We start from the raw sequence: 17,678 nt of genomic DNA, 5'->3' as shown, positions 1-17,678 counted from the left end.
TCCGGGCGCGGCGTCAGCGCCCGTTGACGGCATCGAGGAACAGGATCGTCTCCGACAGTGCCTGCGCACGAGCGTGGTCCTTGGACAGGAACACGTCGTGGCGGGCGCCCGGGATGGTCCGGGACCTCGCGCCACTCCCGAGACAACGCGTCCGCGCCCGGATCTGTTCCACGTCGAGCACCGCGTCCGCCGTATCCAGCGCCGGGGACCAGTCCTGGTTGAGGATGGACCGGTCCGAATGCAGCACGATGCACGGCACCCCGACCTCGATGCCGCGGTGGACGCGCCGCTGCGCCCGCAGCACCGCATCGAGCCACGACCACGACTTCACGTGGCCGGCGACCGGCTTGAGCATGACGTCGAAATCCCAGTCGCCGTGCTCGCCCTTGAAGATCGACCGGCCGTAGCCCTTAAGCCCCTTGTCCGGCGTCAGGCGGTCGGGTGCGCGCCGCGCCATGACGCGGGTGGCCAGCTTGACGACGGTCCGCTGCAACCGGGGATACTGCAGATCCAGCCAGGGGCTGTTGAGCACCGCCCCGGCGATGGCCGCATGCGTTTTCGGGTCGCGCGTGCGCAGGCCGTCGAGCCACAGCGCCGCGACGAGGCCGCCGGTCGAATGCGCCAACGGCGACAGCGTCGGGTGGCCCGCCCCGAGAATCAGCGCCGCTGCTGCGTCCAGGTCGACGTCGTAAAGCCTCATATCGGTGACGTGGTGCCACCGCTGTCCCTCGCGCCGCGACCGGCCGCACTTGCGGAGGTCGACGGCGTAGAACGCGTAGCCGGCGTCATCGAGGACGCGGGCCACGTGTTCGTGGAAGAAATAGTCGCTCATGCCATGGATCCACAGCACCGCCGGGCGGTGCGCGAACTCCGCGGGGTCCGTGCCGGGCGGCGTGAAACGGATCACGGTGGCGACGACGTCGGACTCTCCGTCGGGATCTTCGCCCAGTTCGAGGACGGTTTCGGGGAATTCTTCGCCCATGAGCCCCGGTGTCCATTCGGGGGTGGGGGGGAACGGGTCATTGATGGTCACGGGCCACAGCCTAGCGGCACATTCTGGGGGTGTCGGCGGGGTTGTGACAGAATGGATGAGAACAGTGTGTCAGTCCGGGGGACGTGCGTGCGCCGCCCGATTACCTAGCCATGAAGGATGTTGACCGCAGTGTCTGAAAACAATCTTCCCGCCACCGTCGGTGACGAAGTCGACGTTGCCCTGATCGGTGCGGGCGTCATGAGCGCCACGCTCGGCGTGCTCCTCACGGAACTCGAGCCCGGTTGGTCCCAGGTCATCTTCGAGCGCCTGGACCAGCCCGCGGAGGAGTCCTCCTCGCCGTGGAACAACGCCGGCACCGGCCACGCGGCGCTGTGCGAGCTCAACTACACGCCCGAGGTCAACGGCGTGGTCAACGTCGACAAGGCGCTGAAGATCAACGAGCAGTTCCAGGTCTCCCGCCAGCTGTGGACCAACCTGGTCGAGGACGGCGTCATCACCGACCCGCGCGCGTTCATCAACGCCGTCGACCACACCACCTTCGCCCAGGGCCCGGAGCAGATGGCGTTCATGCGCCGCCGCTTCGACGCGCTGAACGACGAGCCCCTGTTCCACGACCAGGAGCTCATCGAGGACCACGACCGTTTCGCGGAGTACCTGCCGCTGATGGCCGAGGGCCGCGACTTCTCCACCCCGGTCTCCGCGATCCGCAACCCCAACGGCACGGACGTCAACTTCGGCGCCCTGACCAAGCAGTACCTGGCGGCCCTGTCCGACCGCGGCACCGAGATCCGCTACGGCCACGAGGTCAAGAACATCACCCGCGAGGGCTCCAAGTGGGTCATCACGGTGAAGAACATGCACACCGGCGACACCCGCACCGTCCGGGCGAACTTCGTGTTCGTCGGCGCCGGCGGCAACGCCCTGCCGCTGCTGCAGAAGGCCGGCATCCCGGAGATCAAGGGCTACGGCGGCTTCCCGGTGTCCGGCCAGTGGCTGCGCTGCACCAACGAGGAGCTCATCGAGAAGCACTCCGCGAAGGTCTACGGCAAGGCGTCCGTCGGCACCCCGCCGATGTCCGTGCCGCACCTGGACACCCGCGTCATCGACGGCAAGAAGGGCCTGTTGTTCGGCCCCTACGCCGGTTGGACCCCGAAGTTCCTGAAGCAGGGCAAGTTCACCGATCTGCCGAAGTCGCTGCGCCCGCACAACCTGACCACGCTGCTCGGCGTCGGCGTCCATGAGATGGGCCTGACCAAGTACCTGATCACCGAGGTCATCAAGAACCACGCCGCCCGCGTCGAGTCCCTGCGCGAGTACGTGCCCAACGCCCGCGACGAGGACTGGGAGATCGTCAACGCCGGCCAGCGCGTCCAGGTGATCAAGCCCGCCAAGGCGCCGAAGTTCGGCACCCTGGAGTTCGGCACTGCGGTCATCAACTCCGCCGACGGTTCCATCGCCGGCCTGATGGGCGCGTCCCCGGGTGCCTCCATCGCCCCGGCCGTGATGATCGAGCTGCTGGAGCGCTGCTTCGGCGACAAGATGAGCGCCTGGACCCCGAAGATCAAGGAGCTCGTGCCCTCCTACGGCACTAAGCTTTCCGAGGACACCGCCCTGTACAAGAAGGTCTGGGACGCCTCGCAGAAGGCTCTGAAGCTGGAGCGCTAGTCGCCGAAGCACCGCACGTCGCAGTCGGCGGCGGATCCCCGTGGCATCACGGGGGTCCGCCGCCGACGGCTTTTCGCCGCAGGGTATGAATGACTGCATGTCTGCCTTTCCGGGTTTCCCGTTTTCGGCCATCGTGGGCCAGGACCGCCTCCGTCTCGCGCTGCTGCTGACCGCCATTTCGCCGGGCATCGGCGGTGTGGTGGTGCGCGGGGAGAAGGGCACCGCGAAGACCACCGCCGTGCGTGCCCTGGGGCCGCTGCTGCCCAAGGGGGCGGTGGTCGATCTGCCGCTGGGGGCGACGGAGGATCGGGTGGTCGGTTCCATCGACGTGGAGTCGGTGCTGACGACCGGTCATGCGGAGTTCCACCCGGGCCTGCTGTCGCGCGCCGACGGGGGAGTGCTCTACGTCGACGAGGTCAATCTGCTCGCGGATCATCTGGTGGACGTGCTTCTCGACGCCGCCGCCACGGGCCGGGTCACCGTGGAGCGCGACGGGGTGTCCCATGTGGAGGAAGCGTCCTTCGTGCTGGTGGGGACCATGAACCCGGAGGAGGGCGAGCTGCGCCCGCAGCTGCTCGACCGTTTCGGCCTGGCCGTCGACGTCGCGGCGTCGCGTGACCCGGAGGTGCGGGTGGAGATCATGCGGCGCCGCCTGGCCTACGAGTCCGATCCCCGCGCCTTCGCGGCGCAGTGGGCGGAGGCCGACGGCGATCTGCGCGACCGCCTGGCCCGGGCCCGTGCGCTGGTCGGGGAGATCCCGCTGCGCGACGTGCACTTGTCCCGCATCGCTTCGCTGTGCGCCGACTTCGACGTCGACGGCATGCGTGCGGACCTGGTCATCGCGCGGACCGCCCGCGCCCATGCCGCGTGGCGCGGGGCGGCGGAGATCGATTCGGAGGACATCCGCGTCGCCGCGGAGCTCGCGTTGCCGCACCGTCGACGCCGCGACCCCTTCGATGAACCGGGCGTCGACCAGTCGGACCTCGACGAGGCCCTCGATCGCGCGGAGGACCGGTTCCCCGATGAGTCGGAGCGGCCCGAGGAAAGCGAACGGCCGGAGGGCGGGGACGTCGACCCGTCGTCAAGCGGGGAACCTGCCCCGGAACAGCCGCAGGCCCCCGCGCCGACGGGAGGTACTGCCCGCCTGGGCGATCCCTTTCGCGGCTAGGACGCTGCTGCTCGACGGCGTCGGCGAAGGGGCCGACGGCCGTCGAGGGCGCGCGAAGGGACCGAGGGGCCGCGACATCCGGGCGGTGCGGAATGGCCGAGGAGTGCACGTGCCGGGCACGGTGCTCGCCGCCGCCGAGCGCGGCGCCGGCCTCGAAGACGGCATGGTCGCACTCGCCGGAGCGGACCTGCGCGGATCCGAGCGGGAGGGTCGCGAGTCGAACCTCATCGTGTTCCTGGTCGACGCCTCCGGGTCGATGGCCGCCCGTGACCGACTCGAAGCCGTGACGGGAGCCGTCCAGTCATTGCTTCGCGACGCCTACCAGCGGCGCGACCGCGTGGCGGTGGTGACTTTCCGCGGTGACGGCGCGACGGTGGAGTTGCCGCCGACGAAGTCGACGGTGGCCGCGAGTCGGCGCCTCGGCGACGTGCGCACCGGAGGTCGGACGCCGCTTGCCGCGGGGCTGGACAAGGCCCGCGAGCTGATCGAGCGGGAGCACCGCCGGGATCCGGCTCGGCGGGCGATGCTCGTGGTGCTCTCGGACGGCCGCGCGACGTCGTCCGGTGGCAGGGACGGCGCCCGGGCGGTGGCCGACGCGATTCGGCGCAGAGGACTGGCCGGTGCGATCGTCGTCGACTGCGAATCGGGGCGCGTCCGCCTGGGCCTGGCCACGGAGCTGGCCGACCACCTGGGCGCCCCGTGCCTTCGCATCGGGGAGCTCAGCTCGGACTCGGTGGCCGGCGTCGTCAGGGCGGCGGTGGCGGCGGGGTAGGGGGCCGTATGCTCGCGGGCATGAGCGCAGAGCACGCCGATTCAGCCGACACCATCTCCGTCAACGTCATCGACATCGTCATTTTCGCCGAACGGTGGCGGGCCGACCTCTTGCTCGGACGGCTGGCTCTGGCGATCGGGGCTCATCTCGGAGCGGTCGATGCGGGGTTCGACGTCGCCGAAGTCGAGGAGGGCGGCGACGAGGACCACTGGCACCTGATCGACCAGTGGAAGGAGCTCAACCGGGGAGCGACGCCGCCGGCGGACAAGGACCTGTACAAGATCACCGCGTGGTTCACCGGCGATCCGAAGGGCCGTTTCGACGACGACGCCGACATGGCCGACGAGGACGAAAAGCTGGCAATCATCCTCGATGCCCTCGACGGCCTGGCCCAGGCGGGCACGGGCGAGGCCGACTTGGACTACGACGGGGTCAACCCCGATCACGTGCCCTTCGGTGATTCTCGGTGGACGGCGGACATTCCGCGGGCGACCGTCGCCAAGCATGCCGACAACGACCCGGAGGTCGCCGCCGCGGTCGGCCGGCTGCGGGGCCTCGTTGCGGCGGTGCGCGGGCCCGCCCCCGAGGTGACCAGCGTGCAGGTCCGGTCCCGTGCGGCGTTCGAGGCGGCCCGCGAAGAGTGGCGGAAGTCGCAGGGCGCGGGCGGGGCAACCGGCCCCGATGACCTCGGCTAATATCTCGCACATGGCACAGGGACAGGTTGATCCGAAGAACATCCCCGACGACGGGCTCACCACGCGACAGCGGCGGCAGCTGCCCATCACCGCGATCCACACCGGGCACGGCAAGGGCAAGTCCACGGCGGCGTTCGGCATGGCGCTGCGCGCGTGGAACCAGGGGCTGAACATCGGCGTCTTTCAGTTCGTGAAGTCCGCCAAGTGGAAGGTCGGCGAGGAGACCGTGTTCAAGCGGCTCGGCGAACTTCATGCCGACACCGGCGAAGGCGGGCCCGTGCAGTGGCACAAGATGGGCGAGGGCTGGTCGTGGTCGCGGAAGAAGGGCTCCGACGAGGACCATGCCCGCGACGCCGCCGAGGGATGGGCGGAGATCAAGCGCCGCCTGCTGGCGGAGGAGCACGACTTCTACGTCCTCGACGAGTTCACCTACCCCATCAAATGGGGCTGGGTCGACGCCGCCGACGTCGCCGAGACCCTGGCCAACCGGCCCGGCCGACAGCACGTGGTCATCACCGGCCGTGACGCGGACCCGAAGCTCATCGACGTCGCGGACCTGGTCACCGAGATGACCAAGGTCAAGCACCCGATGGACGTCGGGCGGAAGGGCCAGAAGGGCATCGAGTGGTAGCGGGCGTCCCCGGCGGCGTCGTCATCGCCGCCCCCGCCTCCGGCACGGGCAAAACGACCATCGCCACCGGCCTCATCGGGGCGCTGGCCCGCCGCATGTCGGTCGCGCCGTTCAAGGTCGGCCCGGACTACATCGACCCCGGCTACCACGCCATCGCGGCCGGCCGACCGGGCCGCAATCTCGATTCGGTCATGTGCGGCACGGATCTCATGGGCCCGCTGTACGCCCATGGTGCGCAGGGCCACGACATCGGCGTCGTGGAGGGCGTCATGGGGCTTTTCGACGGCCGCATCGGCGGCGATCCCCTCGACGCGGCCGCATCGACGGCGCAGATCGCCCGGTTGTTGGGCATGCCCGTCATCCTCGTCGTCGACGCCCGCCACATGAGCCAATCCGCCGCGGCGCTGGTGCATGGCTTCGCGACGATGGACGACCGCGTGCACGTCGCCGGCGCCATCATCAACCGCGTGGGCTCCGACCGGCACGAATCCGTCGTCCGCGAGGCGATCGAGGCGGTCGGGGTGCCGGTTCTCGGCGCCATCCCGCGCGTCGACGGCATCGAGGTCCCCTCGCGCCACCTTGGCCTGGTCACCGCGGCCGAGGGCGGGGAAGAGTCCCACGCGGCGGTGGCCATGATGGCCGACCTCGTCGAACGCCACGTCGACCTCGATGCGGTCCTGGGCCTCGCCGCCGTGCGGCCCGGCTTCGAACCATGGAGCCCGGCGGACGCGGTGGGCGCCGGGACGTCGCCAAGCACCGACGCCGGCCCGCGCATCGCGCTCGCCGGAGGCCCCGCGTTCACCTTCGCCTACGCCGAGCACGCCGAACTGCTCGCCGCAGCCGGCGCGCGGGTCGAGATCTTCGATCCGCTGGTGGACGAGCTTCCCGACGCCGACGGGCTCGTCGTCCCCGGCGGCTTCCCGGAGGAGCACGCCGCCGACCTCGCCGCCCGCGACGACCTCGCCGTGGCCGTGCGCCGCATGGTCGCCGACGGCGCCGCGGTCCACGCCGAATGCGCCGGGCTGCTGTGGCTGCTCGAATCGCTGGGCGGGCACCGCATGTGCGGCGTCATCCCGGGGTCGGCGTCGATGGGGCGCCTGAGCCTGGGCTACCGCACGGCGACCATGCTGTCGGATTCCGCGCTCGGCGGCGCGGGCGGACGCGTCACCGGCCACGAGTTCCACAAGACCCGGCTCGACGAGGACACGGCGGCCGCGGCGCACGCGGCCGGATGGCGCCCCGCGTGGGGCTGGCGGGGCTGGGGCGGCGACGCGGTCACCGAGGGATTCGTGTCTCCGGATGGCCGTGTGCACGCTTCCTACCTGCACGTACATCCGGTGGGAGCGCCCGGGGTGCTGCGCAGTTTCGTCGACTCCTGCAGATGAGGGCCGGTGAGCGCAACCCGATGGCCAGGCGATAAGATCCCCTCATGACATTGATGCTGAAGGGGAGCCGCGTCCTCGTCGTCGGCGCATCGACGGTGGCCGAGCGCGTCATTCCGGGCCTGGTCGACGCCGGCGCCGAAGTGATCGTCTGCGAGGGCGGCGACATCTCGCCGGGCATCGAAGGCTGGGCCGAGCGCGGTCGCATCCGACTGTGGCGCACCCCCTTCACCCCGGCGATGCTGTGGGGCAAGCGCATGGTCGTGGTCACCGACCCGGATCTGCTGCGCGAGGTGATGGTGCAGTCGAACCTGCACGGCGTCCTCGTCGACGACGCCACCGACGGCGCCGCCCAGCACGCTCAGGAATTCAAGGGCCGCCGGGCCTCCCGCGCGGGCCATCTGGCCGGCACCGTCGCCCTCGTCGGCGGTGGCCCCGGTCATCCGGACCTGATCACCGTCGAGGGCCGCCGCCTGCTGCGCCTGGCCGACGTCGTGCTGGCCGACCACCTGGGCCCGCTGTCGCTGCTGGGCGAGCTGGATCCGGACGTCGAGATCATCGACGCCGCGAAGCTGCCCTACGGCCGCGCGATGGCGCAGGAGCGCATCAACGAACTGCTCGTCGATCGCGCGAGCCACGGCCTCTTCGTCGTCCGCCTCAAGGGCGGCGACCCGTACCTGTTCGGCCGCGGCTTCGAGGAACTGGTCGCGCTGCGCGAGGCCGGCATCCCCGTCACGGAGGTGCCCGGCATCAGCTCGGCGATCTCGGTGCCGGCATCGGCGGGCATCCCCGTCACGCAGCGCGGCATCAACCACGACTTCACCATCGTGTCGGGCCACGTTCCGCCGGGGCACCCGAAGTCCCTGGTCAATTGGGACGCGCTGGGCAAGATGAACGGGACCGTGGCGGTGATCATGGGCGTGAAGAACGGCCCGAAGATCGCCGACGCGCTCGTCGCCGCGGGCCGCCCCGCCGACACCCCGGCGGCGATCATCCAGGAGGGCACCACCGAAAACCAGCGCGTCCTGCACTGCGATTTGGGCACCCTCGGCCAGACGATCGTCGACCGGGAGGTCAAGCCCCCGGCGGTGCTGATCATCGGTGACGTGGTGGCGCTGGGCCGGTAGCACCCCGCCCGCGCGGGCGCCTAGGCCGGCACCGTGACGATGATCCCGCGGTCTCCGGCCCGCGCATCCAGCCTCGCGTCGCGGGCGACGTCCACGGCGTCGTCCAGTGAACCGATGTCGCGTGACGACGTCCCGGCGGCGTCCGCGAGCGCCCGGGCCAGCAGCCCCTTGTGGTGCTTGTTGAAGTGCGAGACGACCTTGCCCTCGGTGGTCAGCACCGTCGCGGTGATGGCGCCGGGCACCTTGCCCAGGTTCATGTAGGTGCCGGAGCGCAAATCGACGATGAGGCCGTGGTCGCCTTCGGTAAGCGCCCGCGTGATCGACTTCCCCCAGCGCGCCCGCATGGTGGGCGCGGCACCCGCCGAGGGGCCGTCGTGAAGCGGGATCTTGGAACCGCCGGACAGGCGGTACTTGGGGATCAGGTCCTCGGCGCCGACGACGCCGAACAGCGCCGAGCCGACCGCCAGGCGGGCGCGTGCGGCGGGGGATAGGGAACCAGCGTCGAGGGCGTCGAAGAGCACGCCCGTGTAGCGGTCCAGCGCCGGCGCCGTGGGGGAGGTGAACAGCGCGGCGTTGGCGTCGACCTCGTCGGCGAGCTTCGGCCCCAACTTCAGCGCGGCCATCGCGGCGTCGCGGTCGGCGGACAGCGCGACCAGGTCGTCGGCGATGGAGCGGCGGACGTCGGCGAGCTCCGGCCACGACAGCGAGGACAGGTCCAGCGGCGCACCGGAACCCCCGGTCGACTTCGTTTCCGACGGCGGCAGGAGGATCAGCATGAAGGCTGATTTTATCGGCCCGGATTCCGCCGCCGACATCGGCCGACGCAAAGGCCGGGCGGTCACCGCGAAACGGCGGGCGGGCGGTAGAGTAACCGCCATGATCACGCGAATGTCACGGCTGTTCCTGCGCACCCTGCGGGACGACCCGGCCGATGCCGAGGTCCCCAGCCACAAGCTCCTCGTCCGGGCCGGCTACATCCGACGCCACGCCCCCGGCATCTACTCCTGGCTGCCGCTGGGGCTGAAGGTGCTGCGCAACATCGAGAACGTCGTGCGCGAGGAGATGGACGGAATCGGCGCCCAGGAGATTTCTTTCCCGGCGCTGCTGCCCCGCGAGCCCTACGAGAAGTCCAACCGCTGGACCGAGTACGGCGACGACCTGTTCCGCCTCAAAGACCGCAAGAAGGCGGACTACCTCCTCGGCCCGACGCACGAGGAAATGTTCGCCCTGGCGGTGAAGGACCTGTACAGCTCGTACAAGGATTTCCCCGTGACGCTGTACCAGGTGCAGACCAAGTACCGCGACGAGGCCCGCCCGCGCGCCGGCATCATGCGCGGCCGCGAGTTCATCATGAAGGACTCGTACTCGTTCGACATGGACGACGAGGGCCTGGATTCCTCGTACCAGCTGCACCGCGGCGCCTACCAGCGCATCTTCGATCGCCTGGGCCTGGAGTACGTCATCTGCTCGGCGACGTCGGGCGCCATGGGCGGCTCCGCGTCCGAGGAATTCCTGGCGGTGTCGCCTTCCGGCGAGGACACCTTCGTGCGCTCCACCGCCTCCGATTACGCGGCCAACGTCGAGGCCGTGATCACCCCGGCGCCGCCGGCCGAGCCCATCGAGGGCAAGCCGGAGGCCGTGGTCCACGAGACCCCGGACGCCACGACCATCGAGGCGCTGGTCGAGTGGGCCAACTCCGAGGAAGCCGGCCTGGGCCGCGAGATCACCGGCGCCGACACCCTCAAGTGCGTCATGGTGGCCATCCGCCAGCCGGGCGGGGAGTGGGAGCTCACCGGCATCGGCGTGCCCGGCGACCGCGAGGTCGACATGAAGCGCGTCGAGGCCGGCCTGGCGCCCGCCGAGGTGCGCCTGCTGGAGGACAAGGACTTCGCCAAGAATCCTTTCCTGGTCAAGGGCTACATCGGCCCGCGCGGCTTGGCCGCCAACGACGTCCCGCTCTACGTCGACCCCCGCGTCGTCGAGGGCACCGCGTGGATCACCGGCGCCGACGAGGCCAACCGCCACGTCGTCGACCTGGTGGTCGGCCGCGACTTTCACCCGGCGGGCACCATCGAGGCCGCCGAGGTCCGCGAGGGCGACGCCGCCCCCGACGGCGAGGGCACCCTGACGCTGCAGCGCGGCATCGAGATCGGCCACATCTTCCAGCTGGGCCGCAAGTACACCGAGGCGTTCGAGGTCGACATCCTCGACGTCAACGGCAAGCGTTCCCGCCCGACCATGGGTTCCTACGGCATCGGCGTCTCGCGCCTGGTCGCGGTGGTGGCGGAGCAGCTTCACGACGACCGGGGCCTGCGCTGGCCGGCGTCGGTCGCCCCGTTCCAGGCGCACGTGGTCATCGCGAACAAGGACGCGGAAGCGGCCGCCGCGGCGGAGAAGCTCGCCGAGGAGCTCGACGCCGCCGGAGTCACCGTGCTCTTCGACGACCGCCCGAAGGTCAGCCCGGGCGTGAAGTTCAAGGACTCCGAGCTGCTGGGCATGCCGGTGGTGGTCGTGGTCGGCCGCGGCTTCGCCGACGGCAAGGTGGAGCTGCGCGACCGCATGGGCGGTGAGACCGCCGAGATCGACTACGACGGCGCCGTCGACGCGGTGCTCAAGTTGGTGAAGTAGCCGGTCAGGCCGGCAGCCCCGGCAGCGCGGCCGAACCATCGCCGCGGAAGACCGAGGCACCGGCCTGGGCCAGACCCGCCGCCTGCAGCGCGAAAGCGCGAGCGGCGGGTTCTTTCGCGTCCACGAGCGCCTGGCGCCAGGCCTGGGCGCAGGAATCCTCCAACGCGGAGGCGAATCCGGCGGCATCGGTTTCCGGGTCCGGGGCGCCATCGACGACGGCGTAGCCGGGTTCGGCCACCGGCACCGGGACCCCGGCGTCCTCCAGCGCGCCGATGGCCCGGTCGCGCAGCACCCGGTGCCGGTCGGCGCTCGTCGACGCCGACTGGCGGTACTCGGCGGCGAGCCGCGGGGCGGCGACCCCCATGCCGTAGATCAGCGCGTATTCGGCGATCAGCGCGTCGGCGAACACCGCCGCATCGTCGTCGTCGAGGACCTCGTCGCCGGCGTACTCCGGGGTCAGCTCCCGCCAATCGACGTCCAACCCCCGCAGCGCCAGGACCAGGCCGCCGTCGACGGCGGACACCAGCGCCGCCTCATACGGATCCTGCAGCGAACGGCTCTCGGCCAGGGCGTCGTGAAGCGAACCCGAGGAACGGGAATCGAGCAGCACGGTCCGCGCATCGGCCGGGGACGGCGCCGCGGGCAGGGGAGAGGGCGCGGCGACGCATTCCTGCGGGGACGAGCCGTCGTCGAGGACGCCGCAGGCGCGGGTGACCTCGGCCGCCAGTGCATCGGCCTGTGCGGCGCGGGCCTCGGCCGCCGGCGCCGCGGCGTCGCGCAGCAACGGGGCGTCGCGCAGGGCCAGCGCCCACGCGGCCTCCACGACCGGATCGGCGGAGGGGGCGACGATCGAGGTGCAGCCCGCCGCCGCCAACGTCAGCGCGCCGCCGAGACCGGCGGCGCCGACGAGGAACGAACGGCGGGGAAGAGCGGGAAGCGGGGGATTCACGCGTCCATCGTGCCACGATCGGCGGCGGCTAGACTTCACGGCATGGCCTTTCCCCCCGCTGAAGCAATCGCAGACGTCATCCGCCCCGCAGCCGCCGCCCGCGGCCTCGACATCGAGGACGTGAAGGTCTCCGGCGCCGGACGCAAGACGCAGGTCACGGTGCTCGTCGACGGCGACGACGCCCCCGACCTCGACGCCATCGAAGCGGTCACCCGCGACATCTCCGCCGCCCTCGACGAGGCCGAGGCCAACCGCGAGATCCGCTTCGGCGAACTGGAGTACACCCTCGAGGTCAGCACGCCCGGCGTGTCCGCGCCGCTGGTCGCCCCGCGCCACTGGCGCCGCAACCGCAACCGCCTGGTCCGGGTGCGGCTCGATGGCGGCGATCAGGTGGTCGGCCGCATCGGGGCGCTCGCCGACGACGGCGACCGCGTGATCATCGCCACCTCCACCGGCCCGAAGGGGCGGCCCACCGCGACGGGTGCCGTGCTCGAGTTGGCTTCCGTGGAGCAGGCGGTGGTAGAAATTGAGTTCTCTAAGGCACCGGCGGTCGAGCTCGACCTGGCCGGACTGGATTTCTACGATGCCGTGACCCGGCTGGAGGAACTGGACAAGTGAAGATCGAACTCGCCGCCCTGCGCACCCTGGAAAAGGAGCGGGGCATCCCGTTCGGCGAAATGATCGGCCTGCTCGGCCGAGCGCTGCGGGAGGCCTACCGGGGCACCGACTCGCCGGCGAAGTACGCCCGGGTCGACATCGACTACGACTCCGGCGAGGTCACGGTCTTCGCCCAGGAACGCGACGAAGAGGGCAACCTGGTCGCCGAGTGGGACGACACCCCCGAGGATTTCGGCCGCATCGCCGCCTACCCCGTCCGCCAGACCATCCTGCAGCGCTTGCGCGACGCTGAATCCGACAAGGTGATGGGCGAGTACGCCGACCTGGAGAACCAGGTCATCTCCGGCGTCGTCCAGCGCGACATCCGCGCCAACGACAAGGGCATCATCGTCGTCCACATCGGGTCCGAGGCCCACGGCCGCGACGGCATCCTCCTGCCCGCCGAGCAGCTGCCCGGCGAAACCCTGGAGCACGGCGACCGCGCCAAGTGCTACGTCGTCGGCGTCAACAAGACCCCGCGCGGCGTCGCCATCAACCTGTCGCGCACCCACCCCGAGCTGGTGCGCAAGCTTTTCGAGCTCGAGGTCCCCGAGGTCGCCGACGGCGCCGTGGAGCTGGTGTCCATCGCCCGCGAAGCCGGCCACCGCTCCAAGGTCGCCGTGCAGCCCACCGTCAAGGGCCTCAACGCCAAGGGTGCCTGCATCGGCCCCCGCGGCCAGCGCGTCAGCGCCATCATGAACGAGCTCGGCGGCGAGAAGATCGACATCATCGACTACGACGAGGATCCCGCGAAGTTCGTGGGCAACGCCCTCGCCCCGGCGAAGGTCATCAGCGTCGAGGTGCTCGACGCCGAGGAGCGCCAGGCCCGCGTCGTCGTCCCGGACTACCAGCTGTCGCTGGCCATCGGCCGCGAGGGCCAGAACGCCCGCCTCGCCGCCCGCCTCACCGGCTGGCGCATCGACATCCACTCCGACGCCGAGATCGCCGAGGCAGAGGCCAGGGCACCCGGCGCAGAGGCCGGGACGGTCGAATAGGCACCACGCGGGGCGTCGAAAAGCAGTCCCCGCAACGCACTTCCGGGCGGTCCCGTCGCACCCGCGGCGGGACCGCCCCGTCGTTCGCGCTCGCCGCGCCCGAGTCACGGGGTTGGGATTCGGGACCCTTTTCGGGTTAAGCTGTAAGGCGGCCAACGAAGAGACGACGGTGGAAGGACAGGTGCAACCACGCATGACGATGACCCGGGACGAGCAAGCCCCGACATTCGTCGAACGTGAACGCACCTGCATCGCCACCCGCACGCGGATGCCCGAGGGCAACCTGCTGCGAATGGTGGCGCGCCCCGACGGCGACGTCACCCGAGTCGTCCCCGACCCCCGACGCCGAATGTCGGGACGAGGCGCCTGGATCACCCCCACGCTCGAAGCATGGGCGGTGGCCGACAAGCGCCGCGCGTTCGGCCGCGCATTGAAGGTGTCCGCCAACGCGGACGCGAACCCGGTCCGCGAGTACCTCGAATCACTCGGGGCACAAGCCGACACCGCACCCCGCGGTCTCGGAGACCGGGAACCGACCAACGGAAAGACCTGAACACTGATGAGCGCACGATGAAGCATCAGCGATGAACGGCAACCGATAACGGGAGTCGGCAGTACACCAATGCGCGGGAAACGAACCCGCCGGGAACTGTTCGACTCCACCAGTGAGGAGAACAGTGTCCGGAAAGCTCCGTGTCCATGAGCTCGCAAAGCAGCTCGGGGTCACCAGCAAGGAACTTCTCGCCCAGCTCAAGGAGCAGGGTGAGTTCGTCAAGACCGCTTCGTCGACCGTAGAACCCCCGGTCGTCAAGCGAATGAAGCAGCTCTACGCGTCGAAGGACGGCCAGTCCGCCGACGCGAAGCCGGGCGCCGGCAAGCCGGCCGCCGCCGCCAAGCCGGGCCAGCCCGGCCCCAAGGCGCCCGCCGCCAAGCCGGGCCAGCCGGCCCCGAAGGCGACGCCCAAGGCGACCCCGGGCCAGCAGGCTCCGGCTCCGTCCGCGGGCACGCCGTCCCCGGCCCCGTCCGCGAAGCCGGGCGAGCCGGCCCCGAAGGCCGCGCCGAAGGCGACCCCCAAGGCGACCCCGGGCCAGCAGGCTCCGGCCGCGTCCGCCGGCACGCCGTCCCCGGCGGCTCGCCCGGGCCAGCCGGCGCCGAAGACGCCGCAGGCCCCCAAGGCCGACCAGGCGGGTTCCGCGAAGCCCGGCGCCAAGCCGACCCCGGCTCCGCGCCCGGCCCCGGGTCGCCCGTCCCCGCAGGGCGGCGACTCCATGCCGCGCCCGCAGGGCCGTGCCGGCGGCAAGCCGGGCCCCAAGCCCGGTGGCCGTGCCCCGCGCGTCGCCAACAACCCCTTCTCGACGGGTGAGCGCCCCGCGCCGCGCCCGTCGGCGATGCCCCGCCCGCAGGCCGGTGGCCGACCCGGCCCGAAGCCGGGAGGTCGTCCCGGCGGCCCGCGCCCCCAGGGCGCCGGCAAGGGCGGCCCCCGTCCCCAGGGCGGCGGCCGCGGCCCCGGTGGCCAGGGCGGTCAGGGTGGCCAGGGCGGCGGAAACCGTCCGACCCCGTCGATGATGCCGTCGCACCCGAATCCGGGCCAGATGCCCGCTAAGTCCGCTCCCGGCGGACGCGGTGGACGTGGCGGCCCGGGCGGTGGCGCCGGTGGCGGTGGCCCGCGCGGTGGTCGCGGCGGTCGCCGCGGCGGTACCGCCGGTGCCTTCGGCCGTCCGGGTGGCGCTCCGCGCCGCGGACGCAAGTCGAAGCGGCAGAAGCGGCACGAGTACGAGTCGATGCGGGCTCCTTCGGTCGTCGGCGGCGTCAAGCTGCCCAACGGCCAGGGCCAGACCATCCGTCTCGCGCGCGGTGCCTCGCTGTCCGACTTTGCCGACAAGATCGGCGCCGACGCGGCCGCCCTGGTGCAGGCCCTGTTCAACCTCGGCGAGATGGTCACCGCGACCGCCTCGGTGAGCGACGAGACCCTGCAGCTGCTGGGCGACGAGATGGACTACAAGGTCCAGGTCGTCTCCCCGGAGGACGAGGACCGCGAGCTCCTCGAGTCCTTCGACCTGCAGTTCGGCGAGGACGAGGGCGATGAGGAGGACCTCATGGTCCGCCCGCCGGTCGTCACCGTCATGGGCCACGTCGACCACGGCAAGACCCGCCTGCTGGACACCATCCGCAAGGCGAACGTGGGCGGCGACGAGGCCGGCGGCATCACGCAGCACATCGGCGCCTACCAGGTGCCGGTCATGTTCGAGGACCACGAGCGCAAGGTCACGTTCCTGGATACCCCGGGCCACGAGGCGTTCACCGCCATGCGTGCCCGCGGTGCCCAGGCCACCGACGTCGCGATCCTGGTCGTCGCCGCCGACGACGGCGTCATGCCGCAGACGGTGGAGGCCATCAACCACGCGAAGGCGGCCGGCGTGCCGATCGTCGTGGCGGTCAACAAGATCGACAAGGAGGGCGCCGATCCGCAGAAGATCCGCGGTCAGCTCACCGAGTACGGTCTCACCGACGAGGAGTGGGGCGGCGACACCATGTTCGTCGACATCTCCGCGAAGCAGAACGAGAACATCGAGTCGCTGCTGGAGGCCGTCCTCCTGACCGCCGACGCGGCGCTCGATCTGCGCGCCAACCCGGACATGGACGCCCAGGGCATCGCCATCGAGGCGCACCTGGACCGCGGCCGTGGCCCGGTGGCCACCGTCATCGTCCAGCGCGGCACGCTGCGGGTGGGCGACTCGATCGTGGTCGGCGACGCCTACGGTCGCGTGCGCCGCATGGTCGACGAGTACGGCAAGGACGTCACCGAGGCGGGCCCGTCCCGTCCGGTGCAGGTCCAGGGCCTGACGTCGGTCTGTGGTGCCGGCGACAACCTGCTGGTCGTGGACGAGGACCGCACTGCCCGTCAGATCGCGGATCGTCGTGACGCCCGCCGCCGCAACGCGCTGCAGGCCCGCAACCGCCGCCGCGTCTCCCTGGAGAACCTGGACGAGTTCATGAAGGAGACCAACTCCCTCAACCTCATCCTGAAGGGCGACAACGCCGGTACGGTCGAGGCGCTGGAAGAGGCGCTGCTGAAGATCGAGATGGACGACGAAGTCCAGCTCAACATCATCGACCGCGGCGTCGGTGCCGTCACGCAGACGAACGTCACGCTGGCCGAGGCGTCGGATGCCGTGATCATCGGCTTCAACGTCCGTTCCGAGGGCAAGGCGACCGAGGCCGCCAACGCCGCGGGCGTCGACATCCGCTACTACACGGTCATCTACAAGGCGATCGAAGAGGTGGAGCAGGCGCTCAAGGGCATGCTCAAGCCCATCTACGAGGAGCGGGAGATCGGCCGCGCCGAGATCCGCGCCATCTTCAAGGCGTCCGCCATCGGCCTCATCGCCGGTTGCATGGTGGAGTCGGGCAAGATGCGCCGCAACGCGAAGGTCCGCCTCATCCGCGACGGCAACGTCATCGCGGAGCAGGCCACGATCACCTCGCTGCGCCGCGAGAAGGACGACGCCACCGAGGTGTCGGCCGGTTACGAGTGCGGCATGGTGCTGTCCTACCCGGACATCCAGGTCGACGACATCGTCGAGGCCTACGAGATGGTCGAGGTCCCGCGCACGTAGTGCACGGGTTGGGCCGGGCCGCGCGGTTTGATCCCGCGGTCCCTGCTTGACGACGAGCCGGCCCCCACGCTTTCCAGCGTGGGGGCCGGCTTTCGCCGTTGTCGGGGCGGTGCGCTGGTTCGGAGCGGCGGTGGCGCCACGGTGGCGGTGGCTGCACCGCCGGAGTTGGCGTGGCCGGCATCGTCGCCGGATGCATCGCCGAAATGGTGCCGGCTGTCGCTGGAGGCCGGTTTGGCCGGGTCGGGAGATTGGGCGCCACGGTCGCCGTCGAAAGGCAGTTTCGTGCCAAGGGCATGCCACCTTTTTCGGCGACCTGGGACAACGTAGTTGGCGACGCGTCGTCGTCATCTCCTTGGCACGGGAATGTGGGGCTCGGGGCTCCAACGGCGGTGATGGTG

15 protein-coding genes are annotated in these 17,678 nt (G+C 70.9%); 12 read left to right on the top strand and 3 right to left on the bottom strand.

Annotation, left to right across the window (positions count from 1 at the left end):
* Positions 1 to 13: 13 nt before the first annotated feature.
* Positions 14 to 982: an alpha/beta hydrolase gene (locus tag CX1_RS09480; protein ID WP_244465441.1), complete on the bottom strand. Its 969-nt coding sequence runs from the start codon at positions 980 to 982 to the stop codon at positions 14 to 16.
* A gap of 180 nt (positions 983 to 1,162) precedes the next feature.
* On the opposite strand from CX1_RS09480, the gene mqo reads away from it, so the two are divergent.
* The 7 genes from mqo to cobA all read left to right on the top strand — a co-directional run bounded on the left by mqo (position 1,163) and on the right by cobA (position 8,434).
* Positions 1,163 to 2,659 (top strand): malate dehydrogenase (quinone), encoded by a 1,497-nt coding sequence (mqo, locus tag CX1_RS09475; RefSeq protein WP_046650159.1) that lies wholly within the window; start codon positions 1,163 to 1,165, stop codon positions 2,657 to 2,659.
* A gap of 97 nt (positions 2,660 to 2,756) precedes the next feature.
* Positions 2,757 to 3,827, top strand: a complete 1,071-nt coding sequence (locus CX1_RS09470; protein WP_046650160.1) for a magnesium chelatase ATPase subunit I — start codon at positions 2,757 to 2,759, stop codon at positions 3,825 to 3,827.
* Positions 3,828 to 3,936: 109 nt separating this feature from the next.
* On the top strand, positions 3,937 to 4,599 hold the full coding sequence (locus CX1_RS09465) for a vWA domain-containing protein (protein WP_244465442.1): 663 nt from the start codon (positions 3,937 to 3,939) through the stop codon (positions 4,597 to 4,599).
* A gap of 20 nt (positions 4,600 to 4,619) precedes the next feature.
* Positions 4,620 to 5,294, top strand: a complete 675-nt coding sequence (locus tag CX1_RS09460; protein ID WP_146780690.1) for a hypothetical protein — start codon at positions 4,620 to 4,622, stop codon at positions 5,292 to 5,294.
* Between the two features lie 10 nt (positions 5,295 to 5,304).
* Positions 5,305 to 5,925, top strand: a complete 621-nt coding sequence (gene cobO / locus CX1_RS09455; RefSeq protein WP_046650162.1) for a cob(I)yrinic acid a,c-diamide adenosyltransferase — start codon at positions 5,305 to 5,307, stop codon at positions 5,923 to 5,925.
* Positions 5,919 to 7,310: a cobyrinic acid a,c-diamide synthase CobB gene (locus CX1_RS09450; RefSeq protein ID WP_060925575.1), complete on the top strand. Its 1,392-nt coding sequence runs from the start codon at positions 5,919 to 5,921 to the stop codon at positions 7,308 to 7,310. Before cobO ends, CX1_RS09450 begins: the two co-directional genes overlap by 7 nt.
* A 44-nt stretch (positions 7,311 to 7,354) precedes the next feature.
* On the top strand, positions 7,355 to 8,434 hold the full coding sequence (cobA, locus tag CX1_RS09445) for a uroporphyrinogen-III C-methyltransferase (protein WP_046650163.1): 1,080 nt from the start codon (positions 7,355 to 7,357) through the stop codon (positions 8,432 to 8,434).
* A 20-nt stretch (positions 8,435 to 8,454) separates the two neighbouring features.
* Here the strand turns inward: cobA and CX1_RS09440 are convergent, their stop codons facing one another.
* A complete protein-coding gene (locus CX1_RS09440) occupies positions 8,455 to 9,210 on the bottom strand; it encodes a YaaA family protein (RefSeq protein WP_060925574.1) in 756 nt (251 codons plus the stop codon).
* A 100-nt stretch (positions 9,211 to 9,310) separates the two neighbouring features.
* On the opposite strand from CX1_RS09440, the gene CX1_RS09435 reads away from it, so the two are divergent.
* The gene (locus CX1_RS09435) at positions 9,311 to 11,062 is read left to right on the top strand and encodes a proline--tRNA ligase (RefSeq protein WP_060925573.1); all 1,752 of its coding nucleotides are present in this window, start codon (positions 9,311 to 9,313) and stop codon (positions 11,060 to 11,062) included.
* A 4-nt stretch (positions 11,063 to 11,066) separates the two neighbouring features.
* Here the strand turns inward: CX1_RS09435 and CX1_RS09430 are convergent, their stop codons facing one another.
* Complete coding sequence (locus CX1_RS09430; protein ID WP_060925572.1) at positions 11,067 to 12,011, bottom strand: DUF4439 domain-containing protein; 945 nt, start codon at positions 12,009 to 12,011, stop codon at positions 11,067 to 11,069.
* Between the two features lie 42 nt (positions 12,012 to 12,053).
* Between CX1_RS09430 and rimP the strand changes: the two genes are divergently transcribed.
* The 4 genes from rimP to infB all read left to right on the top strand — a co-directional run bounded on the left by rimP (position 12,054) and on the right by infB (position 17,280).
* Entirely contained in the window at positions 12,054 to 12,629 is a 576-nt protein-coding gene (rimP, locus tag CX1_RS09425; protein WP_046650993.1) for a ribosome maturation factor RimP, read from the top strand.
* A complete protein-coding gene (gene nusA / locus CX1_RS09420; RefSeq protein ID WP_046650992.1) occupies positions 12,626 to 13,663 on the top strand; it encodes a transcription termination factor NusA in 1,038 nt (345 codons plus the stop codon). Before rimP ends, nusA begins: the two co-directional genes overlap by 4 nt.
* Positions 13,664 to 13,856: 193 nt before the next feature.
* Positions 13,857 to 14,216, top strand: a complete 360-nt coding sequence (locus CX1_RS09415; RefSeq protein ID WP_046650991.1) for a YlxR family protein — start codon at positions 13,857 to 13,859, stop codon at positions 14,214 to 14,216.
* A 124-nt stretch (positions 14,217 to 14,340) separates the two neighbouring features.
* A complete protein-coding gene (infB, locus tag CX1_RS09410) occupies positions 14,341 to 17,280 on the top strand; it encodes a translation initiation factor IF-2 (RefSeq protein WP_060925571.1) in 2,940 nt (979 codons plus the stop codon).
* Positions 17,281 to 17,678: the final 398 nt, after the last annotated feature.

The organism is Corynebacterium xerosis NBRC 16721 = ATCC 373, from assembly GCF_001552415.1.
GTDB lineage: Bacteria > Actinomycetota > Actinomycetes > Mycobacteriales > Mycobacteriaceae > Corynebacterium > Corynebacterium xerosis.
This window is presented reverse-complemented; position numbering and strand designations above follow the sequence as displayed.